Source organism: Leptolyngbya sp. Heron Island J, assembly GCF_000482245.1.
Taxonomy (GTDB): Bacteria; Cyanobacteriota; Cyanobacteriia; order Phormidesmidales; family Phormidesmidaceae; genus Leptothoe.
Map to the genome: position 1 here is coordinate 1 of NZ_AWNH01000045.1, position 24,841 is coordinate 24,841.

Consider the following 24,841-nt stretch of genomic DNA (forward strand, 5'->3'; position numbering starts at 1 on the left):
GGAATTGACTTAGGACCTATGGTCCGTAAACAGTTTGCCGATGGTGAACTCTATGTGCAAATCCAGGAATCTATCCGTGGGTGTGATGTTTATCTGATTCAACCCACCTGCCGACCGGTCAATGATCATCTCATGGAGTTACTGATCATGATCGATGCCTGCCGACGGGCTTCCGCGCGGCAGATTACAGCCGTGATTCCTTACTATGGCTACGCTCGAGCGGACCGTAAAACCGCTGGGCGTGAATCGATTACGGCTAAATTGGTCGCTAATCTAATCACCAAAGCCGGGGCTAGCAGAGTACTAGCGATGGATTTACATTCATCGCAGATTCAAGGGTATTTTGATATTCCCTGTGACCACATCTACGGGGCTCCCGTACTCGTTGATTATCTCGCCAGTAAGCGGCTAAGCGACCTGGTTGTCGTCTCTCCCGATGTTGGTGGAGTCGCACGAGCACGCGCCATTGCTAAACGCCTCAATGATGCACCTTTGGCCATTATTGATAAACGTCGGCAGGCTCACAACGTTGCTGAGGTGATGAATCTGATTGGGGATGTCAACGGCAAAACCGCTGTATTAGTCGATGACATGATTGATACAGGCGGTACCATTTCTGAAGGAGCTCGATTGCTCCGGGCACAAGGAGCCCGACAAGTATATGCCTGTGCCACCCATGCCGTATTCTCTCCACCCGCCGTTGAACGGCTATCCAGCGGTGTCTTTGAAGAGGTGATTGTCACCAATACGATTCCTGTGCCATCAGAGCATCAGTTTGCCCAGCTCACCACCCTAACCATTGCCAATTTACTCGGCGAAACTATCTGGCGCATTCATGAAGAAAGCTCCGTCAGCAGCATGTTTCGATAAAGTGTAAAAATCGATATTGATAATAATTAGTGTGTAAGGGAGAGGTTTACTTAGACTTCTCCTTTTTTGCTAATTACTTATATCTGTAAGTAGCTGATGAAGGCTGGCAATCTTTCTCTATCTCCGGAAACTTTAGGATGACGTCGATGGACTGTGTAAGTAAGTTGCCGCTTAGAATCCATGGTTAAAAGCACATCTATTATTCAATTGGTTAGTGCTCTGCTGGCTATAGGTATCTTTAGTCCTAGCCTTGTTCAAACGCAATTAGAGCGTGCTACGTTCGCTGTGTCTGGGTCTATTGCCCAGATAGAGTCATTGAAGGCTGGGCTGCCTTCCCTTGACCAGCAACTGATTGAGGCCGTCCACAGTGGCGACATACAACAGGCAGAACGTGTACTCAAGCGGGGCGCTAGCGTAGATGCTGGCAATCGCTATGTGGGCTATCCGATAGCGATCGCAACTGAGCATGGCAATCGCGCTATGGTCCAGCTGCTAGTGGCCAATGGCGCAGACGTGGATGTGGTCAGTGCCGGGGGACAAACGCCTCTAGGCAGGGCCGTTGATATGGGTAATCTAGATCTGGTGCGCATCTTAATCAATGCGGATGCTTCGCCTGACCGTCGCACTAACTATGGTGTGCCGCTGCTTTACCGTGCAACTGAGATGGGCAATCTCGAGATTGTGAGACTGTTGCTACGGGGTGGAGCCAATCCCAATGCCCAGGTTGCTGGTACCACGTCGCTCTATAAAGCTGTAGAAATGGGCAATGTAGCGATTACTCAGCTATTGCTGGAGAGCGATGCCAATCCTGACCAAGCAACACCCTTATATCGGGCAGTAGAAGTTGGCAATGCCGATCTGGTCAGATTGTTGTTAAACCATGGGGCAAATCCCCAAATCAGTGAACGGGGAGTAAGTGTCCTAAGTTTGGCTCAATCCCAAGGAAACCGTGCGATCGCAACCATGTTACGACAGGCTATGTAGCGTTTTTATCCCATGAAGCATGCACATAGGGATGGCAGGTTTTAGGTACTAAATTAAGGCCCTCTGGCCTAATTTGCTCTATGGGTATCCAAATCGCGTTGTGTTTGTCCTTACCTTCCAGTAGGGTATAGACTTTGTTCACATCGTAGAATCCTTGATCCACAAAATCGCAGCGAAAAAGCTGGATCAGCTCATGCCCTGATTTGCCATGGCAGGTAAAGATATTTTCCAGACACGCTAAATACTCAACATTTGTAAGGTCTGCCTGGAGTTCTTCTTGAAATTCACGTTTTAGAGCATCAATGCTCGATTCACCAAAATCAATGCCACCTCCTGGAAAACGATAAAATACCTCTCCGCTAGCTGAGTCATTGCCTTGACTCACAAAAACATGCCCCTGGTGCTCAATCAAACCGAGGGCGATGGGTCGAATACGTTGTTTTCCCATAGTCTCTCCCTACTCATTAGGGTAAAACCCAAGACCAGAAAGATGATTATGGCTAACCTTTCTGGTCTCAAGCAGACACTTATACGTTTGCAGTGAAACGCGTCACCGTATGCAGCGCCTCTCGGAGGCTACGGACAGCCGCAACCATGGCAACTTCGTTGTTTAGTTTATTGACAGCAGACCCGACACCCACGCCAGCAGCACCCGCTGCGATCGCCATCGGCGCAGTCACATCCGAAATCCCTGATGCACAGAGAACAGGCATAGGCACAGCTCGCGAAATAGCATGGGCCGCCGCTAATGTCGGCGTCGCTTTTTCAATCAAACCAACAGTTCCAGGATGAGCAGGTTGGCTACTAACGCCTCCCTCAGTTTGAATGATGTCGGCCCCCGCTACGACCAAGTTTTCGGCCAATTGCACTTGTTCATCCAGGGGTAAAGTATGGGGCACAGTGACCGATAGAGTGATGTGGGGTAAAAGCTCACGGGTTTGCTGCGTGAGGGTCAACACATCAGCAGCTGTAAACGTCAGCCCCTGGGCGTAGAACATATCAAAGTTCCCAATTTCGATCAGGTTGGCACCTGCCGCAACAGGAGCGAGAAACGCTTTGGGATCGATGGCTGAAACACATACAGGCAGACTAATTTGCTGACTGACCTGCCGAACCAGATCGGCATCTGCGGCAATATCAACAAACGTGGCACCTCCTTGCTGAGCGGCTTTAGCCACGGCCAAAACATTAGCTGTATCAAAATTGGTCAAACCGCTAATAATCTTAAGTGCATGGCCTTGGGCAAATGCAGTCTGGAGGTTGGGGTGGATAGTCATAGGTCTTTTTCAGACAAGATCGATTCAGGGCTATTGTGCCAGAGGTTGGGCCAGACAATGGTAAAGAATCGATCTAATGAACTAGCGAAGCCTGGCCAAGATATCCCGTTTGACATCGTCGGGTGGCTGATTGCCATCAATCCGCAAAAGTCGTTGCCGATACTCGTAATATTCGAGCATAGGAATCGTGGTCTCAGCTAAAGTCTCAATGCGACGACGCAGAGCTTCAGGATTGTCATCGATCTCAGCTCGATACTCAGAACGTTCAATCAGACTATGGGCAGGCACTTCTAGCCAAACAGCATAGTTAACTTGAGTATTGAAACTCTCTAAAAAAAAGTCGAGCTCTTCAGCTTGAAAAGCTGTACGGGGATATCCATCCAAAACCCAACCGTTGGTAGCATCCGGCTGCTGTAACCGCTCTTTAATAAAATTAATCATCAGGTTATCGGACACCAATTCCCCTTTGGCCAGAGATTCTGCAACTTCCTGACCGAGTTGTGTGTCAGCGGCGATTTCTGCCCGTAGCACATCCCCGGTCGAAATCCAGGGAATAGCAAAATGTTCGCCGAGTTTCTGAGATTGCGTCCCTTTACCCGATCCTGGTCCCCCCAAGATGATTAGTCGCATAGCTAATGTCCTTTCTCTTGCTCTGCGTCTACCGTAGTCCGTTTTCTAAAGAAAATTACGATTAGTTCAGATGATTTTTACCTGGATGATTGAAGCAAGCCTGGCTGACATAGTAGACTGGTAGACCGTGTAAACATAAACACAAAATCATGCCCAAGCTTAAGACTCGCCGGGCCGCTGCTAAGCGCTTTCGCCGTAGTGGAAGCGGTAAAATCATGCGTCGTAAGGCGTTTAAAAACCATTTGCTGCAGCACAAGTCAACTTCTCGCAAGAGCCGTTTATCTAAGAAAGCGGTAGTCGTAGATGCTGACGTTCCCAACATCGAAGGAATGATGCCCTATTTGTAGAGGGTTTGACGTTCTTCCGAACGTCTGTACATGTTCAATAGTTTCTCAAATTAACGACCTAATATGGCACGTGTAAAACGCGGCAATGTAGCTCGCAAGCGCCGCAAGAAAATTCTCAAGCTTGCGAAGGGATATCGGGGAGCCCATTCTAAACTCTTCCGCACAGCTAACCAGCAGGTGATGAAGGCCCTGCGGTATGCTTATCGCGATCGTCGAAACAAAAAGCGTGATTTTCGTCGGTTGTGGATTACTCGTATTAATGCGGCGGCTCGTCTCAACGGCACTACCTACAGCCGTTTAATTGGCGATTTGAAGTCTGCAAATATTCAGATTAACCGTAAGATGCTGGCTCAAATGGCGGTTCTAGACCCCGACACCTTTACAAAGGTAGTTGAGCTAGCGGGCAAGAAAGGCTAATATCGCCGCATGTGGCGACTTATTGGGCGGTATTTGCTGGGTATAAGTTTACTTTTGGGGGCGCAGGTGACTGTGCCCCCAATTGTTGCATCTGCTGAATTAGCTGAGATTGAGTCACGCGGTCGGTTGATCATTGCAGTTAAGGACAATCGGTTTCCGCTAGGATATCGCGATGTCACGGGCGAGCTAAATGGGTTTGAAATTGATATTGCCCGCCGTCTAGCTCTTGATTTGCTAGGTGATGAAACAGCATTAGAATTGCGACCAGTAAGTAATTTGGATCGGATTAATGAAGTCGTTGATGGTGAAGTGGATATTGCGATCGCAGCCATCACCGTGACCGCCCAACGGCAGCGAATTGCTAGCTTTAGTGAGCCTTACTACTTAGACGGCACCGGGTTTATTACCACCTCGCCCCAAATCAATACCCTTGACGAACTTGCTCTGAGTCGTCTGGCTGTTCTGGCCGATTCCAGCACATTGGCCCATTTGCGCTATCGGCTCCCCAATGCAACGCTAGTGCCCGTATCGTCCTATCAGCAAGCCGTCACTGCATTAGACAGTGGTCGGGTAGATGCGTTTGCTGGCGATGTATCGTTGTTGACGGGATGGCAGCAACAGGACAGTCATTATCGACTGCTAGATGCCATCATTTCAGTAGAACCAGTTGCGATCGCAATTCCCAAAGGCACTCAATACAACGATTTACGTAGAGCCATTAACGCGGCCATTCGGCAGTGGGATGACGAAGGTTGGTTACAAGATCGAGCTACCTATTGGGGGTTACCGTAGCTACCATGGGAGAATAAAGCTACCGTACGCACTAATCGATTGAGCGAGTTCATGGAAAATAGCACCCTATTTTTGACATACCTGGGCATTCTTATCGCCCTACTGGGGCTTTCAGCCTTTTTTATCATTCGCCAGGTATTTAAGACTCGCCGTATTGAGAGCACCCTTGGTCGTTTACAAAAGAAGCTCACCAAAGAAAAAGGTACCGCTCAGGAATATTACGAGCTAGGCAGTCTACTGCTAGATAAAAAGCTCTTTTCCCAGTCGGCTTTATACCTGCAGCAGGCCCTAAAAGCGATGACAGACGAGGAAGAAACTGAAAACGCTCCGCTCATTTATAACGCGCTAGGGTATGCCTACTTTGCTCAAGGGCAATTTGACTTAGCCATTCGTCAGTACAAGGCAGCTTTAAAAATTGCCCCGGGCTATGTGACTGCCCTAAATAACTTAGGGCACAGCTATGAGAAAAAACAGCTAACCGTGCAAGCGCTCGAAAGCTACGATCAGGCCCTTAAGATTGAGCCAGATAATGCAACAGCCAAACGTCGAGCACAGTCCTTACGTAAGCGCGTTGCTATCCCCATGAAGCAGTAGGGCTTAAAGCGATTTACAGATCACAAGATGAGGTCATATCGTTACACGTATCACCGATATGACCTCAATTATTTAAGCGCAATCTAGACTCAGCGAACTGTCTATGAGCGCTGAGATTATGACAATACTGGGTGGCTCAAAGCAGCATTAACCTCCCTTAAGATACGGTCGTCATGCAAATAACAAAGCTGCCCTAGACCGCAGCTAACTCAGGTGTTCCCACAGATTGTGTAGCGGCAGGCTCCATCACCTCCTCGCAATAAACTTCAGCCGAGTTATTAGGACTCTCAATCAGCTTCACTTTATGTAAGCTGGCACCAATCTCTTTAATCGGCTCACGCAGCAAATCACGGATATGTACCGCAATATTTTCAGCCGTGGGCACTACCTCAGCAAAGTAAGGAATATCTTTGTTCAAAAATGTGTGATCAAAGGGCTTTACAACATGAGTGTTGACCGCATTCTGGAACTCCACCAGGTCAGCAATCATACCCGTACGAGGGTCCATTTCACCCTTGATAGTGACTTCTAGATGATAATTATGACCATGGCCATTGACACGAGCACAGAGGCCATAAGTTTCACTGTTTTGCTCCAGCGTCAGATGGGGCAAAGCCAAGCGGTGAGCAGCACTGAAATGGGTGGAGATGGTTAAATAAGCTTCCATGGCGTTTCCTTGATAGTCAGCCCAAAGGGTAGAGGTTTCAAATAGCTGAACGTTGGTAATGGGTAAGTGGGGCGCAAGCCGCTGCCAAATCACACGAGCAATGTTCTCTGTGGTCGACAGCCCTGCCTCAGGTCGATCAATCTGAAATTCGGGCCAGACGTCATTTAAGTAGGAAAAATCCAACTGGCTAGTAACTTCACGCTTAATCACTTTTTTGACATCAGACAAATTGAGCACCATGCCGTATTCGTCTAAATCTCCTTCCATAGAGACGAATAACTCATAGTTATGACCATGACCTGGAGCACGGGTACATAGTCCAAATTGGGCCTGATTTTCAGCGTCACTCAGCTCAGGCAGCCAGTATCGATGGCTGGCGGAAAACTGAGCCCGACGGTTAATGGTGCATTTCATAGCAATACCCAAAACTGCAAATATTAATTTTTGCTAAGTTCTTTTCTCTAAGCATAGACCATTGGCAGAGAAATAATGGTCTCAAGCATAGCTAAATCTGCTGAGAACAAGCCTGGCTAATAACAGGATAGCTTGGGTACAAACTCCGTAGGAGAAGCAGGAGCGCCACAAAAAAGTCATGAAGTTTTGACACAATTTTTAGAATCAAAAATACACAAAGCTGTAAAGCCTTGATAAGCCTGCTGTTCAGGATTTTCAATCAAAAATATCAGGAGTTGCTAATCTAAGCTGAAAACGGTAAAAATAGATACAGAACATATCCTCGTTCATCTCCAAGAATTCGTCCCTTGGTCGACGATGAGACGGAAGTAGGGGGTCCTGTACAGCTATTGTCCCATAGGTTGTATTGGTCTGCCCGAAGGAACGCACTAATACCAGTGCTTATTCAGGAGGAGATCACTCTGATGAAACTTACTTATCGTGGTGTTGAATATGACCACAACCCGCCTATGTTAGAGGTTTCTGAAAGCGATATTCTTTGCAAGTATCGTGGTCGCACTCATCACTATAACTATGTGCGCCACATGCCTTTCCCACAGCCTCAAGTGGCGTTAACCTATCGCGGTGCCACCTATCAAACTAATCGTCATGGTGAGCGTCAGACTGTTGCTCAGGCTGAACCAAAGTCAGTATTTTCAGCGTTTCAACGTAAGCTCGCTGAGCTCACCCCATTAATGGATGAGCGTCGCCAATTACTGCGTGAAGCAGCTCGCAGTCATAGTGAAAGTATTCAACGTTCGTTGGAGCATCGAATTGCAGTTGCTCGTGAGCAAGGAAATGCAAGTTTGTTGCAGCAATTAGAAGATGAACTGCGTCAGATGGCCTAGGGTGCCAGCTTTACGCCTGATTTCTCTGATTCGTGGCTAGAATGATTTGAGGAGGAGCTGATAAAGTTCCTCCTTTTTGTTTTTCCCCATGATGTTTCACAATAAGTTTGGTTTGATTATTCAGACCACAACTTATTTTTTCGAAGGGTGTTATGGGGCTATTTGATAAGGTGTTTGACCCGTCGCCAGAGTCGCTACCCTTAAGTCCAGCAGAAGCGCTGGCAGCGATTTGTTTAGTTGCGATCGCAGCAGATGGCTATCTCTCCGATCAAGAAGGCCGAGAAATGGACATGCTTCTTAGTCGTATGCGTCTTTTCAAAAGTTACTCCATAGAGATGGTCAACCGAATGAAAGACGAACTACTACAGCAGCTGCAGCAGCATGGTCCTGGTCGTCTCGTAGAAGCTGCTAATGCTGTCCTTCCTGCTGAATTAAAACCAACAGCCTTTGCCCTAGCAACCGACTTGGTCTTAGCCGATGGTAGTGTTACGCCTCAAGAACAAGCTTTTTTGGATGATCTCTACCGTATTCTTGAAATTCCCAGCGATCGAGCTCTGGCCATTGTTGAAGTCATGACAATTAAAAATCGAGGTTAATGTAACTTTGTGTCCACAGCCTTTGCTTCGTTCGGTAAAGCCTGGCCCTCATTCTCTGACAAATACGAGATAATAAACTTTGCATAGTTCCAACCGAATCCACCATTAACATTCTATGACTGCCACGATATCAGCCCCATCCAAGCAAATGGATGACTCCAAGCATGGCTTACCTGTAACCATCATTACTGGCTTTTTAGGTAGTGGCAAAACCACCTTGCTCAACCATATCTTGACCAATCAAGACGGGCTTAAAACAGCGGTGCTAGTCAATGAGTTTGGGGAGGTCGGTATTGATAACGACCTGCTCGTCACAACAGGGGACGACACCATGGTGGAACTCAATAACGGCTGCATTTGTTGCACCATCAATAATGACCTGTTGGAGGCGGTTTACAAGATACTCGAACGTAGAGACAAAATTGATTATCTAGTCGTCGAGACCACTGGTCTAGCCGATCCCTTACCTGTAGCCCTGACATTTCTTGGCACTGAGCTACGGGATCTAACTCGATTGGACTCCATTGTGACGCTGGTGGATGCAGAAAACTACAGTGTTGATTTGTTCAACAGCCAAGCAGCCTACAATCAAATCGCCTACGGCGATATTATCTTGCTCAACAAAACAGACCTGGTAGATGAAGGCGATTTGGATTCGTTAGAGCTGAAAGTTCGGGACATTAAAGAAGGGGCTCGCATTTTACGGACCAATCAATCTCAGGTTCCCTTGCCACTGATTTTGAGTGTAGGTTTGTTTGAATCCGATAAGTATTTTGAGCCCAATGAAAATGAAAAGGAGGCTCACCACGGTCATGACCATGGACATTCAGCCCACGACCATCATGATCACGAGCATGATCACGGACATTCAGCCCACGACCATCATGATCATTCCAACTGTGATCATGACCATGACCATAGCGAACATGAGCACGAGCATGGCCATGACCACAGCCACTCTCATCTAGATGTAGATGGGTTTACATCGATCTCCATTGAGCGAGATCAACCTTTAGCCATCCGCAAATTTCAGTCTTTCTTGGACAATAAGCTGCCAGAAAATATCTTTCGAGCTAAGGGCATTTTGTGGTTTGACGAAAGTGAAAAGCGTCATATCTTCCATCTCAGCGGTAAGCGCTTCTCCCTGGAGGATGAAGAGTGGAATGGCCGAGTTCGCAAAACTCAGTTGGTGTTAATCGGCCAGAATCTTGATCATGATGTGTTAGAAGCTGAAATTGAAAAATGCTTTTGTCTAGAATCTAACAAGCGTGGCAGAGGGTTTGGGGACTAGTGCGCGTTGTTATTCAGCGGGTTACAACCTCCCAAGTAGTTATAGACAGCCAGGTGATGGGTCGTATTGGCCAAGGCCTGAATCTGTTGGTGGGGATCGCTGAAACCGATACAGAAGCAGAACTAGATTGGATGGTATAGAAGTGCCTATCCCTTAGGCTATTTCCGGCTGACGAGTCTGGTCGATTTGATTTATCAATTCAGGACATTCAGGGATCGTTATTGGTGATTAGCCAATTCACGCTCTATGGGGACTGCCGTAAGGGTCGACGTCCTTCATTTGTTCGAGCAGCTCCACCCGCCCAAGCCGTTAAGCTATATGAACAGTTTGTAGCGAAACTCCAACAGAGTGGGTTAAACGTAGAGACAGGGCAATTTGGTGCTCACATGCAAGTCACCATTGACAATGATGGCCCGGTAACTTTGGTGTTAGAACGAGATGCCGGGTAGTCTAAATTTGGTACTGACCGGCATGTTGCGATCGCACAGACATCAATTTGTCAGAGTGTATCGGGGGACCCAAGGGGGATCGTTATTCTCTAGTCGAAAGAGTCACTACATAAGTAATACAGATAACGTGACACTTTATTTTCTTTTAATGCGATTGTGCAGGTTCCGGTGTCCCTTGATAAGGTAAAGAAACATTAAGCAGACTAGCAATCATCCATAGAGACGATGCCGGAGTACAACTATCCCAATTCCCTTTATGCTGCACAGTATTAATCCAATGTCCTCGTTTCAAGCACCTTCTAGGCAGGTGTTGTTCTGTGATTTTGATGGTCCGATTGTGGATGTTTCAGAGCGCTACTATCGCACTTATCGGTTGGGTCTTTCGACTCTGGAGGCAAGCCATCAGGAAAAGCACGGTGAAGTACTATCACTGCAAGTGCTGGCTAAAAATCAGTTTTGGGCTATGAAACGAAATCGTGTAGCCGATACTGACATTGCGATTCGCTCCGGCGTACCGACGAGCCTAGTGGAAACATTTTTACAGCAGGTTCAGCGTATTGTGAACCATCCTCACCTACTGCAGTGGGATGCGTTACAACCCGGTGCTGACAGGGCCATCCATCAGCTCAGACAGATGGGCATACGACTAGTATTAGTTACACTGCGTCATCCGCGTCAGGTACAAGCGTTTTTACAATCCCATGATCTTAGTCAGTATGTTGATGAGATCTTTGGGGCATCGGATATGAATGCAGCTCATCTCAACCGGGCTGAGCAAAAGGTAACGTTGTTGGAGCGCGCGATCGCAGCGCAGCGTGGTCAAGGCTATCAGACAGAGCCTACCTGCATGATTGGGGATACCGAGGCAGATATTATTGCTGGGCAGCGAGCTGGGATCACCACCGTAGCCTTAACCAGCGGCGTTCGTAGCCATGCTTATCTTGAACGCTATCAACCCACATCGATTGAATCGAATTTACTTAAGGCTGTGCAAAGCAGGCACATGACTCAAGTTTTGCAGGCAGCCTAAAACCAGCAGTCATTTCATTCCTAGGGCAATATTTTAGAAAACCATTAATCTGGACTGGCAGTTTAAAATTAAACGAAAAAAAGGAGCTGAGCACACCAAGTTATCTTTTCCACCAGCGGTGCAGTGGATAATACAGCGCTGGTGTCCAAAGACTACTGAGGATAGCTGAACTGAGGGCAACGCGCTGATGGATACGCCAAATTTGCCAGAGACTCAGATAGGGTGAATCAGGCCAAAGCAAGTGGCGAGCACTCATTTGCAGGGCTATGACGGTAGCAGCAACCACAGCCATACCAAAGACAATAAAGGCAATCAGAACAACATTTTCTTGAATGATGCGTTGACGCTGAAGACGGGCAGTCAACATGCCAATAATGGCCAGACTCAAGGCATGGGTAGGAAAGGGCCCTGTCAGACCATCTTGTAATAGACCTAAAACAATACCTGCGATCGCACTATCAAAAATGGGGTGATGGATACTCCAAATCACAACCCATATCAGCAACCAGTTAGGGGAAACACCTAGGAGTTCAATTCCAGGGAACCGCATCGGTGATAAAAGTAAGCAAAGCAATCCCGACCCCACCACAATTAAGACATTGAGGCACGTTTTTTGAAAATCGGAAAGGGTTTCCTTGCCTTTAGATGCAGTCATCGTCAATTAGCCAAAACTAGGGTAGCGACTCGCTATCTATAATTTCTGCTGGGGGAGCATTTACATCAGTTTTGGCTTCAAACGGATGAATCGTCACCCACTCAAGGATACTGAGTGGAGCAGAAAGTTGGATAACCGCTTCAGGAGCAGGACTCTTCTTCAAATCCATACTCTCAATACGGCCAACGGGAATCCCCTGGGGAAATAAACGGCTGTAGGAAGATGTCACAATAACATCACCAGGCTTAACATCAGGCGTTGTTTCAAAAAACTGCATCACAACACGCCCATCCACATTGCCCCGTACCACACCTAGAGAACGGCTACGGCTAACTTTTACCCCCATTTGACTGGTCGGATCAGTGATTAGCAAAATCTGACTCGTATTGGGAGAAGCACTAATAACTCGACCAACCAAACCTCCTGGGCCGGTAGCCATATCTCCCTCGGTGATGCCATGTGAGCTGCCCTTATTGACGGTAATTTGCTGCCACCAATTATCCGCACTGCGGCCAATCACAGCAGCTACTGCCACTTTGCCTTGACCATCAGCATAGTCAATATTCTCTCGCAGACTTTGGTTTTGATTTTCTAGCTCAATAACCCGCTGCTGCAGCTCCAAAATATACGCATTTTCCAAACGTTCTGCCTGAGTTAGACCAGGTTGTAGCGGTGCCGTCAACACCTGATAAATCTCATAAATGACTGCTCCCTGACTCTGACGCATCGCCCAGGCTAAAACGATAACAAGGGTAGCAATACCTGCCCTTGTCGCGTATCTATCCCACCAGCGTCTCAGTGCAAACATAATTTGCAAACAGTAGTCATCAATCGCCTACGGAGCCTTTACAGATCGCGAGAACGAGCACTGAAGACCCGTTCCATCTGACTAAAGTTCTCAAGGACACGACCCGTTCCCAATACAACACAACTCAGCGGGTCAGCTGCAACATGAACCACAATTCCCGTTTCATGGCTAATCAGAGTATCCAGGCCTTTGAGCAAAGCTCCGCCTCCCGCCAGCATTATGCCCCTATCGATAATATCAGCTGCTAACTCCGGAGGAGTTCTTTCCAAAGTCCGTTTGACAGCCTCAACGATGACCGACAGTGGCTCTGCCATGCTTTCGCGGATTTCAGCACTTTTTACAGTGACTGTTCTCGGTAGCCCGGATAATAAGTGCAATCCTCTAACGTCCAAAACAATTTCGCCATCGTTGGGACTTGGATAAGCAGAACCGATATTAATCTTGATTTCTTCAGCAGTGCGTTCACCAATCACCAGGTTGTGCACTTTTTTCATGTATTGAGAAATAGAGTCACTGAGTTCGTCGCCAGCCACACGCACCGACTCACTCAGTACGGTACCTTGCAAACTCAGCACAGCCACCTCTGTAGTGCCGCCACCAATGTCGATAATCATGTTACCTGTGGGTTCAGCAACTGGTAACCCAGCTCCGATAGCAGCCGCAACGGGCTCATCGATCAGGTAAACCATGCGAGCTCCAGCCTGTAGTGCTGCATCCATAACGGCTCGACGCTCAACCCCAGTAACACCGCTGGGAATACCAATCACAATGCGAGGCATTCCTAGGGCACGACCTTCATGCACTCGTTTGATAAAGTGCTTAAGCATTAATTCGGCCGTGTCAAAGTCAGCGATAACACCGTCACGTAAAGGACGTAGGGCGGTGATATTACCCGGAGTACGCCCTAGCATACGCTTTGCTTCTTCACCAACGGCTAAGGGTTTACCATCCTTATCCCTAGCTACGACGGAGGGCTCTTGCAAGACAACGCCTTTACCCGAGACATAAACCAGGGTGTTAGCTGTCCCCAGGTCTATGCCCATGTCACGGGAGAATGAAAAGCGATCGAGTAAACTCACTGTTAGACGTGCCCCCAAACGAGCTATGAAAAGACAAATAAACGGTTGATAAGCCGATGTGGATTTTATTACGTTTTATATATGTACGTCCAGTCCGTAGTTCTGAACTTACATAGAGGCGTCTCCACTGAAGTGATATCCCTTAGCATCCTGAGGGCACGCTGATAATTGATCACTCCGTACCAGTCAACCATACTCCAAGGTTACACGGTCTGAAGTTTTAATGGATAGGGAGATGGGGAGAGCTGCTCATGATTACAAAGAGGATGAAATTAAAAGAATAAGGCTAGATAGTCAGTATATCTCCCATATAAAGTAGTCCTATTAGGAAGTTATCGGTAAAAAGCGATGAGTCTAAATGTGGTAAATCTGGTAGGCCGAGCCGGACGAGATCCTGAAGTACGTTACTTTGAGTCGGGTAATGTACTTTGCAAATTCACTATTGCCGTCAACCGACGCACTCGTAATAGTGATCAGCCGGATTGGTTTAATTTAGAGCTTTGGGGGCGTAATGCTGAGGTCGCTGCTAACTATGTTAGAAAGGGTAGCTTAGTAGGTATAGTAGGTGCGCTTAAGCTTGATAGTTGGCAGGACCGAACAACCGGTGCGCAGCGCTCCAGCCCTGTAATTCGTGTTGAGCGACTCGATCTTCTAGGGTCCAAACGGGACAATGCAGCCCCTATGCAGGGAAATTACGATGATGAGCAGTTTTAGGTAACCCTTCATCCAAAGGAACCCCAAGAGCAAAGCTATAAGCGAGCAGTGCAGCTCAACAGCATTAACTCGCTAACCGCTTGCTCCTGTCTCTTTCCTTATCACTGGCTTCCCCATCAACTTTAATATTCGCCTGAAAGCCGCACCAGGCAGATCCTGGCACCACTTCAATCTTGCCACGATTAGGGAAGTCCAATTCTTCCACAGAAGTTACACCGTTTGTGTAGAGGTACTCACGCAGAAGCTGATAGGCTTCATCCACACTTTTGACAGTGTAGTTAGCCGCATATAAATAGGGCTTTAAACGGTCGTGATTACGAGGCGCAGTTTCTCTAAAAGTTAGGCGAGTAGCCTTGTGGGAGTTATGTTGGCAGCTAATACGATACTTGATGGTGTGGCAAGCTGTGTTCGGGAACATTTCACTATGGAAAAACGGCGTTCTGTAAAGGCTGCCAAGACTGACAAACTAGTTAAACGAAATATAGGGGGTTTCGAGAATATTCTTCCTAGCACTCAATAAATGAGTACAAAACCAGTACCAATAAACGAACCCTAGTTCATATTGTCTAAAGTTGTCAAAAGTAACATTGAGTTGATGGTTACTTTTGATCACTTTTGCCGATGCACCGAGTGTTCATTATAACGTGCATTTAATTTGATATCTAGCCTTTTTGTTTGATTGGATCTCCTCACCTTAGTATTGATTGTAATTAGATCACGACCATAGTTCTAGTATTTGGCGGTTTTAGTGTTTATCCTTTCTGGATTTAAGACTGTGGGTCAAATGTAGGCCAACGTAATAGCTAGCAATAGCGAGCACAATGCCAACGATAGTGCTGCCTGTGAGTAGAGCAATAGTGATGTCAAAGCCCAGGCTCATCCACTCTTGAGGAGAACGACTAGCCAGGACTGTTTCAGTGGATTGTCCAAGAATGAGACGGCCAATTTTATAGTTGAAAGCATAAATAGGAACGTAGGTGAAAGGATTGCTAATCCATGTTCCTGCCGCGGCTACAAGCTTATTCCCACGGACAGCCGCTGCGATCGCAATACCAATAATTGTCTGTAACCCAAACAGGGGATAGCTACCGGCGAAAACCCCTGCTGCTAGACCTCTCGCGATAGCTCTGGGATGGCCTCGGAGACGGATAAAACGAATATAGATATATCTAAACAGACGCTGAAGTTTTGCTCGTTTACGACGTGTAGGAAAATGTGATCTTTTGTGAGATCGAGAGGGGCTGGATTGTTTGTAGTCAAAATGACCGTTGGGAGCCGCCACGGCTGGATTCCTTATAAGTGATTCTGTAATGAGGCAGGGCCGCCGTCTAATCGGCTACTAGCATCAATTATGACAACATAGGCAATTTTGGTCATTCCTGATGGGCCTGATGGGGAGGCGGCATAGGGTATCGTTACAACTTGAGACCGCACTCCAGGAGCAAATACGTGATAGAGGCAGGAGCAAAAATTATCCAGGGGGAGACGATTGCTGCGATCGCAACTGCGATTGTGCCTCAGCAGGGCAGTGTCGGCATTGTGCGGCTATCGGGCACCACCGCTATAACCATTGCTCAGGGATTATTCCAGACATCAGCCTCTTGGGAGAGCCATCGTATTCTCTATGGTTACATTACCCATCCTGATACCCAACAAACTATTGACGAAGTACTGCTGCTGCTAATGCAATCCCCTCGCTCCTACACCCGTGAAGACGTGGTGGAGTTTCACTGTCACGGTGGCATCATGGCAGTGCAACAGGTGCTGCAGCTATGTATTGCCCAGGGGGCACGCCTGGCAGAACCTGGGGAATTTACCCTAAGAGCATTTCTCAATGGTCGTTTAGATTTGACCCAGGCCGAGGGTATTGCTGATTTGGTCGGGGCCCAATCGCCTCAAGCTGCGCAAGCCGCCCTTGCGGGCATTCAAGGCAAACTCACTAAGGTAATTCGACACTGTCGTAGCCGTTGTTTAGATGTACTGGCTGAAGTGGAAGCTCGCATTGATTTTGCGGATGATCTGCCCCCGTTAGACGAAGGGAGTATACGCTTACAGCTAGAGGATATTCTGGCCGAAGTTGGGCAAATTTTGTCAACAGCACATCAGGGCGAACTGCTGCGTACAGGACTCAAGGTGGCGATTGTTGGTCAGCCCAATGTGGGGAAATCCAGTTTACTCAATGCCTGGAGCCGTTGCGATCGCGCCATTGTAACAGCCTTACCAGGAACTACTCGCGATGTCGTCGAATCTCAGCTAGTGGTGGGGGGAATTCCCGTTCAGGTACTGGATACGGCTGGGATTCGAGATGCCACCGACCAAGTAGAGCAGCTTGGAATTGAACGGTCGCAGACAGCAGCTCAAAGTGCCGATTTGGTGTTGCTGACCCTGGATGGAACCCTAGGTTGGACTGGAGCCGAAGCCACTCTTTACAACGACATCCGACACAAGCCTCACATTCTAGTCGTCAACAAAGTGGACTTAGGTGCTCCAGTGAACCTGCCTCAGTTTGATGCACCCATGGTAGAAACAGCCGCAGCTCAGGGTCAGGGAATTGAGGATTTAGAGAACGCCATTCTCAAGATCGTGCAAGCAGGTGACGTCAGCGCTGCCAATTTGGACCTGGCTATTAATCAGCGTCAGGCTGCTGCCCTGACGCGTGCCCATAGCTCACTGCAACAGGTGGAAGCAACCATTGAGGCACAGCTGCCGCTAGATTTTTGGACCATCGACCTTCGGGATACGATTCACGCTCTGGGGGAAGTCACAGGGGAAGAAATGACTGAGTCTATGTTGGATGAGATTTTTAGTCGTTTTTGTATTGGCAAATAATGATTAGGGATGACTCATATTAAATCTGGGCGTTAGTGAGGCAGGAAAAGTGGGCAGTATTCACCCAATTAAAATTCAAGACGCGTTCATAACGCTTGCCCATGAAGATCTACAGACTCTGGTGGAGTTTTATCAAGGTCTATTGGGTCAACCCCCTCAGGTTTATATACCTCAGCGCTATGGGGAATTTGGGCTGCCAGGGCTCAAGCTGGCGTTGTTTAAACCGAGCGATATTCAAGAATTTGCCGGGTCAGCAGCCAGTATGAGCATGTGTGTAGAGGTGGAGGATTTGGAGGATGCGATCGCAACTCTGACACAGCTCGGCTACCCACCATCGGATAATATTATCCATACCAGCCACGGGCAAGAAATCTACGCCTACGACCCTGCTGGCAACCGCCTGATTCTGCATCAGTCTCCTAAGGTCGTATGAAAATCACCAAAGATACTGGTTGGTCCCTGACCATCCAACTTTGAGGAGCTGTAGTTATGAGACACTCAACATCTAAAACATTTGCCGTTAATCCATCTGGCTAATGCGCTTAAGTTTGAGAACATCGGTCATTTTACGCAGCTTTTTAACTGTTCGATCAAAATGAGCATGGTCTTTCACATCAATCCCCAGATCAATTTCAGCAATTTGATCCGGAAACGTAGTCACTGTGGCTCGGTGAACATTAATTTTAAGGTCTGATAGATGGCTCAAAATATCTTTTAGCACACCCACTCGATCGATCACTTCAAGCTTCAGCATGACCGGGTAGGTCTGAGGTCTGCCAGTTGTAGAGTCGGCTGAATTCCAACACACTGGTATCAAACGATCACCAGGCACAGAGGACACATTTGGACAGCCTTGACGGTGAATGGCAATACCTCGCCCTGCTCTAGAAACAGCTCCAATAATCGGTTCACCCGGTAGAGGGTTACAACAACCTGCAATATGATGCAATAGCCCTTCAACACCCATGATGGAACTATCAGAACCGCCTTTACCAGCGTCTCCACCCCAGCGAGTGCGTACAACCGCACCTTCGTTAATATTTTCTGCAAGGGTATCATCATCGATATCGGCTACGGGCTGTAGCTCTTTGGTAGCCTCCTGGAGCCGGTTCACCACCGCATTGAGGGTAATTTCGCCATATCCCAGAGCAGCTAACATATCCTCCACACAAGGATAATTACTGCGTTGGGCGGCAGCTTGGGCTGGCACTGATTTAAGTAATGAGTCCAGTCCATCTCGTCCCATGACCTTCTCAAGCATGGCATGGCCGCGGGCCATATTTTCTTCATGATGAGATTGCTTATACCAGTGACGAATACGATTACGCGCACCCGCAGAAACCACAAAATTTAACCAGTCGAGACTAGGGCGACAATTTTTATTCGTCAGAATTTCAACAATATCACCGTTATTGAGTTGCGTATCCAGGGTAACGATGCGCTCATTAACCTTGGCACCAGCGCAGTGATGCCCAACCTCAGTATGGATACGATAGGCAAAGTCAACCGGGGTAGCACCTTGACTGAGGGCAAAGACATCACCACGGGGACTAAAAACATAAACCTCTTCATCAAAAAGGTTGTCTTTGACATCGCTGAGATACTCTTGGGCATCTTTTAGATCGCTCTGCCATTCCAGTAGCTGACGTAGCCAGGTAAACTTTTCATCTTCAGCATTGACCTTAGTATTACTATTGCCTGTCTCCTTATATTTCCAGTGGGCAGCAATGCCATACTCTGCAACACGATGCATTTCCATGGTGCGAATTTGCACTTCAATAGGCCGCCCTTGTTCACCGATCACAGCGGTGTGGAGTGACTGGTATCGGTTAGCCTTAGGCAAGCCAATGTAATCTTTAAATCGCCCAGGAATCGGTTTAAATCGGTCGTGGACGACCGCTAGAGCGCGATAGCACTCTACTTTAGTCCCCACAATGATACGTACGGCTGCAATATCGTAGATTTGATGGAAATCCTTCTGCTGACGTTGCATCTTACGGTAGATGCTGTAAAGATGCTTGGGTCGACTGCTAATGTCAAGACAGTTGATCCCATCGTCTGCGAGATGGACTTTTAATAAATCTGCAACTTGTTCGAGTCGCGCCTCTCGATCCGTACGTTTTTCAGAAATCAAGCTTTTGATATCTTGGTAAGCCAGCTCGTCAAGATACTTAAAGGAAAGGTCTTCTAGCTCCCACTTGATACGTCCTATGCCCAATCGATTGGCTAATGGAGCAAAAATCTCAATGGTTTCACGGGCCTTTTGCACCTGCTTTTCGCGCGGCATATGCTGTAGTGTTCGCATATTGTGGAGACGATCCGCCAGCTTGACGACAATCACCCGAATATCTTGGGCCATAGCCAAGAACATGCGTCGAAAGTTCTCAGCCTGGCGTTCAGTTTTGCTATTGAACTGAAATTTTGAGAGCTTAGTGACTCCCTCAACCATTTGGCGAACTTCTGCCCCAAAGTGGGCTTCAATTTCATCGGCTGAAACATCCGTATCTTCAACAACATCATGTAAGAAACCGGCTGCGATCATAGCGCTGTCTCCTCCCAGACCGCGCAAGATATTCGCTACAGCAACTGGATGCGCAATATATGGCTCACCAGAAGCCCGCATCTGTCCCTTATGTAATTGATAGGCAAACTCAAACGCTCGACAAACTAGCTGATTGTTATCTTTAGGCAGTTCAATTGAAAACTTACTGTCTCCATCCACCTCAATAGGTTGACTATGTTCCAGAATGCAGGACCTAAGCCAGGTGGGTAAAGTGCAGTCATTGGGGAGAACAGGAGCTGCTGAGGTCATGGTAAGTAGAGGGGAGGATAAAGACTGGAAAGACCAAATTCTGCTCTGGATAGCTTGAACAGCGCAACTACCGATGCTTGCTTATCGGTCGGTAATTAACACATCGGCCACAGAGACTCGGCATCTAGCGGTCACGCAAGATCCGCAATCATTTGTTCCATGTAAGAAACCATTCCTGTGGCGCAAAATATCAACCCTTCGGAACTGATTTTGCCCAGGATATTCGACCTCTTATTCGTAGGATAGATTAAGAGTATAAATTCTTACAACTATAGCTTGATGCTAAATCTGCCAATGGCTGCCAAAGATAATTCACCCTAGTGAGCTAGGTAAATTCATCTCAAATGCTTAGATTAGCCCCCATGTAATTTTGCTTGTTCTCTAGGTTAAGCGCCCAGCTGCAGAACGGTAAAACTCTTATATAAAAGCTATAGATATAAAAAATTGGGTTTGATTAGCTTTATTAAAATCTTACATTATCACTGAATCATGACATTCACTGCTACGGTCGATGCGCTGCATGCTTACACGCAGCAGTTAGCTCAATTCCAAGGGGACTTGGGGCAGGCGGACATCCTGCAACAGGCTAAAGAGTTACAGCGATTTTTTAATCAAACACTCTGGCCTAATATTAACCAGTTAGAGCTCTCTCAAAATCAACCACAATGGCGTTCGGCAATCACTGAAATGCATCGCCACATGAGGCTTTTAGCTGTGGAAGTTAATTTTATTCAGTCAGCCCGTCAAAGTCGGACATACCAGCAGCGTTTAGGCCAGATTAGCCATCGCTTGGAACAGCTGCAGGGGTTTACTCAAGTCTTAATCACCCTTTGTGCGCAATAACCTTTGTGCGCAGTAAATATAATCAGCTGAAAAATTCTGGGCAGCCTAGTGTATCCCTGGGGCTAGGTGATTTTAGATGAATGCTTGAGTTTTCCTGTACTACCCCCTACAGTGCTGAGGGTGGGTATGGTAAGTATTCTCATCCGGTGTTTGTGTACTTTATTGACGGAGAGCGATGTTCTGTCCGAAACATCCACAGGAAGCGCTGCTAGCAGGTCAGTTGGTAGATGATCTAAAAGCCTATAGTTGTCCAACGTGTCATGGCTCCTGGATTCGATCCGAAGATTATCAAGTGTGGCAACAGCCTCAGGCAGATCCGTCTTTTGAAGTAAACAGCTTAACGGTGCCCATCAACCGTGATATTAGTTATCAGCCCTCTCGCTACGATAGTCGAGCTGGACTCTGTCCTAGCTGTGGGTTTTATCTGGTCCGCAGGCGCATCACACTCAAACAGGTGACATTCTTTATTGAACGCTGCCCTGGCTGTAAAGGGATTTGGTGTGATGACGGAGAATGGGAAATGCTAGATAAATTGGGGTTGAGTACCTGTGTTCCGGTGTTATTTACAGATGAGTGGCAGAGTCATGCTCGTATTGCTGAAGCTGACTACCGTGAACGAGTGGCAACTGCGGAAAAATTAGGGCCAGAGATCGCCGAGAAACTGTTTGAGCTGGCAAAACTGCTTGAGGAGCATCCGAGTGGTGATTTTGGGGTGGCGTATTTGATGAGGCGTTTTGAGAAGTAAGGGGACGTAAAGCTAACCCATCTCATTATTTAATGGGTTAGACGTTGTCTTCCTTTTTTCATGACTTCTCCCCTGTTACAGCTCGATAGCTTTTGTGTTGCCTATCCGCGGCAAGAAAGCTGGGCCGTTGAGAATGTGTCACTGGCTCTAAAGTCTGGAGAAATTCTAGGGTTGGTTGGGGAGTCGGGCTGTGGCAAATCGACCTTAGGTCGGGCAGCGCTGCGATTACTACCTGGAGGCAGCCGCACTCAAGGCAAGTCACTGTTTGAGGGTCGGGATGTATTTGGATTTTCGAATCAGGAGATTCGCCGGTTCCGGGGGGAGGCGGTATCGTTGGTGTTTCAAGATCCAATGACACGGTTAGACCCGTTGATGACGATCGGGGATCACTGTGTGGAAACTCTACGTGCCCATTTTTCAGATCTATCGAAACAGGCGGCTAAGGAAGTTGCGATCGCAACCCTCGAATCCGTCAGCATTCCTGCCAACCGTTGGGAGCAGTATCCCCATGAATTTAGCGGCGGCATGCGGCAGCGGGTAGCCATTGCCCTGGCATTACTACTCAACCCCAAGCTGATTGTGGCCGATGAACCCACCACCAGTTTGGATGTAACCGTCTCAGCTCAAATTTTGGATCTGCTTACCGGGCTCTGTCGCGAGCGCGGCATGGCCCTAATTTTGATTTCCCACGATCTGGCCCTGGTGGGGGAATATTGCGATCGCATTGCTGTGATGTACCAGGGTAAATTAGTTGAACTGGGGCCAACGGAGCAAGTCCTGTACCATCCCCAGGCAGATTACACCCAGTCATTACTACGGGCAGCCCATCAGCTCCAAAATTATGAAGCCACCCCTGAAACAGTCGCAAACAACGCTGCCGATCCACTGCTCAAGGTGCAGAACCTGGTCAAGCATTACACTCTAGAACCAGGGCTGCTCTCCAAGCTATTTAACCGCACCCCCCCGGCAACCATTAAGGCGGTGGATGACATCTCTGTGGATTTATACCCAGGTGAAGTTTTAGGCCTGGTTGGGGAATCCGGCTGTGGTAAAAGTACCTTTTCGCGAACACTGATGCAGATTATTCCACCAACATCCGGTCGGGTGGAGTTTATGGGGCAAAACCTGGTAGGCATGTCACGGGCGCAACTACAGACGCAGCGTCGTAACTTTCAGATGATCTTTCAAGATCCCCACGCCTGCCTCAATCCAATGATGACCATCGGTCGCGGAATTGCTGATCCATTGATCATCCATGGTTTGGCCAGTGCGACAGAGGCTAAGCAGCAGGTCCATGCCATGTTAAAGCGGGTGGGCCTGACACCGACGGATGCCTATTACCATCGCTACCCAGGTGATTTGTCAGGGGGGCAGCAGCAACGGGTAGCCATCGCCCGCGCCCTGATTACGCAACCAAAACTGGTGATCTGCGATGAACCTGTCAGCATGTTGGATGCCAGCGTTCAAGCTCAGGTACTGGAATTGATGCTAGAGCTCAAAACTGAACTTGATCTAACCTATTTATTTATCACCCATGATTTGTGGGTAGCCCGCTATCTTTGCGATCGCATTGCCGTCATGAATGCGGGCAAAATTGTCGAGTTAGGGCCAACAGAGAAGCTATTTACCTCACCACAGCACCCGTACACTAAAACACTACTAGCAGCAGCGCCCCTACTAGCCAAGCAGGCTTAGATGTAGCAGATAAAGGGGTTGGACAAGTGAGAGCCCGAAAACGTCAACACTTCAAGCGTCCTCCGTCTTCAAACTTCTACCCTTCACCACACCCACAGTTTAACTTCAGCCAAGCACAACTTTAAAAACAAAGGAGGGCCGACCCTAACAAGTCAACCCTCTCTCACGTTTAGATAGCCCTACGGCCAATCAAACACTTACTCAACGATAATTTTACCGACCATGCCAGCACCACGGTGGGGAGCACAGAAGTAGCTATACTCGCCAGGCTCAGAAAATGTAGATGAATAGGACTCACCAGGAGAAAACGTCAGCTGCTCCTGGGATAGCTGATCAGCAACTTCTTTGCCGCCAGGCACCTGAGCTGCATCAAAGATCACGTTGTGGGGGGCCATTTTGTTGTTAACCCAAGTAACCGTATCGCCAGCCTTGATGGTCAGAGTTGCTGGTTCAAACGCAAGCAGACCCGCATCGGACCCCATTTTTACTTGGTACTCAGTAGCATAGGCAGGAGCCGCATTGAAAACAGTGCCTGCGAAAACCAAAGCAGCTGTCACTAGCAGCGCACCCACGGCTCGCAAAACGCGATTAATAAAGGTCATAGTGATTCTCTCAAGGTTGAATTTGGAGGCAGTTAAGCACGCTTAACTACGAATACCTAGTTATTTTAGAATGCCGGATGTCTCCGTAGGCAGATAAACAAAAAATAAAGCCTGGGTTCTACATAGCTATCCCGACACCCCAACAATTAGATGACTTGCATGGAGTGATCACCGTCGATAACAGCTCCTCTTCTCCAGAAAATCATCAGGATAATAACCCTGGTATATATAGGTTTCGGCAAAAGTTTAACTATTTGGCAAATATTACGCACCACGGTCACAGGCTAAATGTAGAGGACCAAGGTGGATGGCCCTTCCACTTTACAGTTGTTAATGTTTGACCTGCCGTCATTTGACGCGGCCTAAAAAAACTGGAGAGGATAATTTTTGGTCAAACTTTCAAGCTTTTGGCTGAAATGGTTTGATTTCAGACTGTGACTTTTTTTGAGAGGAGTATCCGATGAAGTCTATTTTGGCTACAGTGACGGCATTTGTAGCGAGCGCTCTTTTCCTAGTAGCTTCTCCTGCTATGGCAGCTGATGCTGGCGCTGGTGCTCAGGTGTTTTCTGCCAACTGTGCTGCTTGCCACATTGGTGGTGGCAATGCAGTTAACCCCGCTAAAACTTTGAAAAAAGATGACTTAGTTGCCTACGGCAAAGACACCTCTGAGGCAATCGTCTATCAGGTCAATAATGGTAATGGTGGGATGCCTGGTTTTGGTGGTCGTTTGACCCCTGAGCAAATTGAAAATGTTGCAGCTTACGTACTGTCGCAAGCTGATAAAGGCTGGTAATTTTAGATTGTACTTAAACCA

The 24,841-nt window shown here is 47.7% G+C and carries 28 protein-coding genes, 1 pseudogene and 1 riboswitch; of the genes and pseudogenes, 18 read left to right on the top strand and 11 right to left on the bottom strand.

Features of this window, described 5'->3' with window-relative positions; translation table 11 throughout:
* Positions 1-870, top strand: an 870-nt coding sequence (locus N836_RS52680; RefSeq protein WP_023072894.1) for a ribose-phosphate pyrophosphokinase, incomplete at its 5' end; no start/stop codon positions are given.
* 180 nt (positions 871-1,050) lie between these two features.
* Complete coding sequence (locus N836_RS52685) at positions 1,051-1,854, top strand: ankyrin repeat domain-containing protein (RefSeq protein WP_023072895.1); 804 nt, start codon at positions 1,051-1,053, stop codon at positions 1,852-1,854.
* Here N836_RS52685 and N836_RS52690 read toward each other — a convergent pair.
* From N836_RS52690 to N836_RS52700, 3 genes are all read right to left on the bottom strand, one after another.
* Positions 1,847-2,302, bottom strand: a complete 456-nt coding sequence (locus N836_RS52690) for an NUDIX hydrolase (protein WP_023072896.1) — start codon at positions 2,300-2,302, stop codon at positions 1,847-1,849. The genes N836_RS52685 and N836_RS52690 overlap by 8 nt on opposite strands.
* A gap of 79 nt (positions 2,303-2,381) precedes the next feature.
* Positions 2,382-3,131: a DUF561 domain-containing protein gene (locus tag N836_RS52695; protein ID WP_023072897.1), complete on the bottom strand. Its 750-nt coding sequence runs from the start codon at positions 3,129-3,131 to the stop codon at positions 2,382-2,384.
* Positions 3,132-3,212: 81 nt separating this feature from the next.
* A complete protein-coding gene (locus N836_RS52700; protein ID WP_023072898.1) occupies positions 3,213-3,761 on the bottom strand; it encodes an adenylate kinase in 549 nt (182 codons plus the stop codon).
* A 149-nt stretch (positions 3,762-3,910) separates the two neighbouring features.
* Between N836_RS52700 and rpmI the strand changes: the two genes are divergently transcribed.
* The 4 genes from rpmI to N836_RS52720 all read left to right on the top strand — a co-directional run bounded on the left by rpmI (position 3,911) and on the right by N836_RS52720 (position 5,911).
* Entirely contained in the window at positions 3,911-4,108 is a 198-nt protein-coding gene (gene rpmI, locus N836_RS52705) for a 50S ribosomal protein L35 (protein ID WP_023072899.1), read from the top strand.
* 63 nt (positions 4,109-4,171) lie between these two features.
* A complete protein-coding gene (rplT, locus tag N836_RS52710; RefSeq protein ID WP_023072900.1) occupies positions 4,172-4,525 on the top strand; it encodes a 50S ribosomal protein L20 in 354 nt (117 codons plus the stop codon).
* A gap of 9 nt (positions 4,526-4,534) precedes the next feature.
* Positions 4,535-5,317 (top strand): transporter substrate-binding domain-containing protein, encoded by a 783-nt coding sequence (locus N836_RS52715; RefSeq protein ID WP_023072901.1) that lies wholly within the window; start codon positions 4,535-4,537, stop codon positions 5,315-5,317.
* Positions 5,318-5,368: 51 nt separating this feature from the next.
* Positions 5,369-5,911, top strand: a complete 543-nt coding sequence (locus tag N836_RS52720; protein ID WP_023072902.1) for a tetratricopeptide repeat protein — start codon at positions 5,369-5,371, stop codon at positions 5,909-5,911.
* Positions 5,912-6,104: 193 nt separating this feature from the next.
* Here N836_RS52720 and N836_RS52725 read toward each other — a convergent pair whose 3' ends face one another.
* Positions 6,105-6,992 carry a 6-carboxytetrahydropterin synthase gene (locus tag N836_RS52725; protein ID WP_023072903.1) on the bottom strand — a complete coding sequence of 296 codons (888 nt, stop codon included), beginning with the start codon at positions 6,990-6,992 and terminating at the stop codon, positions 6,105-6,107.
* Positions 6,993-7,313: 321 nt separating this feature from the next.
* Positions 7,314-7,422, top strand: a riboswitch (Glutamine riboswitch).
* A gap of 34 nt (positions 7,423-7,456) precedes the next feature.
* Here N836_RS52725 and N836_RS52730 point away from each other — a divergent pair.
* The 5 genes and pseudogenes from N836_RS52730 (at position 7,457) to N836_RS52750 (ending at position 11,245) form a co-directional block, all read left to right on the top strand.
* Positions 7,457-7,879: a DUF4278 domain-containing protein gene (locus N836_RS52730; RefSeq protein ID WP_023072904.1), complete on the top strand. Its 423-nt coding sequence runs from the start codon at positions 7,457-7,459 to the stop codon at positions 7,877-7,879.
* A 152-nt stretch (positions 7,880-8,031) separates the two neighbouring features.
* Positions 8,032-8,475 (top strand): tellurite resistance TerB family protein, encoded by a 444-nt coding sequence (locus N836_RS52735; RefSeq protein ID WP_023072905.1) that lies wholly within the window; start codon positions 8,032-8,034, stop codon positions 8,473-8,475.
* Between the two features lie 115 nt (positions 8,476-8,590).
* Positions 8,591-9,766, top strand: a complete 1,176-nt coding sequence (locus tag N836_RS52740; RefSeq protein ID WP_031292767.1) for a CobW family GTP-binding protein — start codon at positions 8,591-8,593, stop codon at positions 9,764-9,766.
* Positions 9,766-10,215: pseudogene (gene dtd / locus N836_RS52745) on the top strand (D-aminoacyl-tRNA deacylase). The gene N836_RS52740 and the pseudogene dtd overlap by 1 nt, the downstream one beginning before the upstream one ends.
* Before the next feature lie 277 nt (positions 10,216-10,492).
* A complete protein-coding gene (locus N836_RS52750) occupies positions 10,493-11,245 on the top strand; it encodes an HAD family hydrolase (RefSeq protein ID WP_023072909.1) in 753 nt (250 codons plus the stop codon).
* A 100-nt stretch (positions 11,246-11,345) separates the two neighbouring features.
* Here the strand turns inward: N836_RS52750 and mreD are convergent, their stop codons facing one another.
* From mreD to N836_RS52765, 3 genes are read right to left on the bottom strand one after another with little or no spacing between them, the layout of a single operon-like run.
* Positions 11,346-11,900, bottom strand: coding sequence for a rod shape-determining protein MreD (gene mreD / locus N836_RS52755; RefSeq protein WP_023072910.1), 555 nt, complete (start codon positions 11,898-11,900; stop codon positions 11,346-11,348).
* A 16-nt stretch (positions 11,901-11,916) separates the two neighbouring features.
* Positions 11,917-12,708 (bottom strand): rod shape-determining protein MreC, encoded by a 792-nt coding sequence (mreC, locus tag N836_RS52760; RefSeq protein ID WP_031292769.1) that lies wholly within the window; start codon positions 12,706-12,708, stop codon positions 11,917-11,919.
* Positions 12,709-12,746: 38 nt separating this feature from the next.
* Positions 12,747-13,787: a rod shape-determining protein gene (locus tag N836_RS52765; protein WP_036053271.1), complete on the bottom strand. Its 1,041-nt coding sequence runs from the start codon at positions 13,785-13,787 to the stop codon at positions 12,747-12,749.
* Between the two features lie 348 nt (positions 13,788-14,135).
* Between N836_RS52765 and N836_RS52770 the strand changes: the two genes are divergently transcribed.
* Positions 14,136-14,501, top strand: coding sequence for a single-stranded DNA-binding protein (locus tag N836_RS52770; protein WP_023072913.1), 366 nt, complete (start codon positions 14,136-14,138; stop codon positions 14,499-14,501).
* A 64-nt stretch (positions 14,502-14,565) separates the two neighbouring features.
* Here N836_RS52770 and N836_RS52775 read toward each other — a convergent pair whose 3' ends face one another.
* A complete protein-coding gene (locus N836_RS52775) occupies positions 14,566-14,919 on the bottom strand; it encodes a hypothetical protein (protein ID WP_023072914.1) in 354 nt (117 codons plus the stop codon).
* Positions 14,920-15,246: 327 nt separating this feature from the next.
* Positions 15,247-15,783, bottom strand: a complete 537-nt coding sequence (locus N836_RS52780; protein ID WP_023072915.1) for a DUF2062 domain-containing protein — start codon at positions 15,781-15,783, stop codon at positions 15,247-15,249.
* A gap of 167 nt (positions 15,784-15,950) precedes the next feature.
* On the opposite strand from N836_RS52780, the gene mnmE reads away from it, so the two are divergent.
* Both mnmE and N836_RS52790 read left to right on the top strand, forming a co-directional pair.
* Positions 15,951-17,330 carry a tRNA uridine-5-carboxymethylaminomethyl(34) synthesis GTPase MnmE gene (mnmE, locus tag N836_RS52785; RefSeq protein ID WP_023072916.1) on the top strand — a complete coding sequence of 460 codons (1,380 nt, stop codon included), beginning with the start codon at positions 15,951-15,953 and terminating at the stop codon, positions 17,328-17,330.
* Positions 17,331-17,379: 49 nt separating this feature from the next.
* Positions 17,380-17,763, top strand: a complete 384-nt coding sequence (locus tag N836_RS52790) for a VOC family protein (protein ID WP_023072917.1) — start codon at positions 17,380-17,382, stop codon at positions 17,761-17,763.
* Positions 17,764-17,850: 87 nt separating this feature from the next.
* On the opposite strand, the gene N836_RS52795 is transcribed toward N836_RS52790, so the two are convergent.
* Positions 17,851-20,142, bottom strand: a complete 2,292-nt coding sequence (locus N836_RS52795) for a RelA/SpoT family protein (protein ID WP_023072918.1) — start codon at positions 20,140-20,142, stop codon at positions 17,851-17,853.
* A gap of 489 nt (positions 20,143-20,631) precedes the next feature.
* On the opposite strand from N836_RS52795, the gene patD reads away from it, so the two are divergent.
* From patD to N836_RS52810, 3 genes are all read left to right on the top strand, one after another.
* Positions 20,632-20,985: a heterocyst frequency control protein PatD gene (gene patD / locus N836_RS52800; protein ID WP_023072919.1), complete on the top strand. Its 354-nt coding sequence runs from the start codon at positions 20,632-20,634 to the stop codon at positions 20,983-20,985.
* A gap of 175 nt (positions 20,986-21,160) precedes the next feature.
* The gene (locus N836_RS52805; protein ID WP_023072920.1) at positions 21,161-21,730 is read left to right on the top strand and encodes a TFIIB-type zinc ribbon-containing protein; all 570 of its coding nucleotides are present in this window, start codon (positions 21,161-21,163) and stop codon (positions 21,728-21,730) included.
* 60 nt (positions 21,731-21,790) lie between these two features.
* A complete protein-coding gene (locus N836_RS52810) occupies positions 21,791-23,425 on the top strand; it encodes a dipeptide ABC transporter ATP-binding protein (RefSeq protein ID WP_023072921.1) in 1,635 nt (544 codons plus the stop codon).
* A 197-nt stretch (positions 23,426-23,622) separates the two neighbouring features.
* On the opposite strand, the gene petE is transcribed toward N836_RS52810, so the two are convergent.
* Entirely contained in the window at positions 23,623-24,027 is a 405-nt protein-coding gene (petE, locus tag N836_RS52815) for a plastocyanin (RefSeq protein WP_023072922.1), read from the bottom strand.
* Positions 24,028-24,487: 460 nt separating this feature from the next.
* On the opposite strand from petE, the gene petJ reads away from it, so the two are divergent.
* Positions 24,488-24,820, top strand: coding sequence for a cytochrome c6 PetJ (petJ, locus tag N836_RS52820; RefSeq protein WP_023072923.1), 333 nt, complete (start codon positions 24,488-24,490; stop codon positions 24,818-24,820).
* Positions 24,821-24,841: the final 21 nt, after the last annotated feature.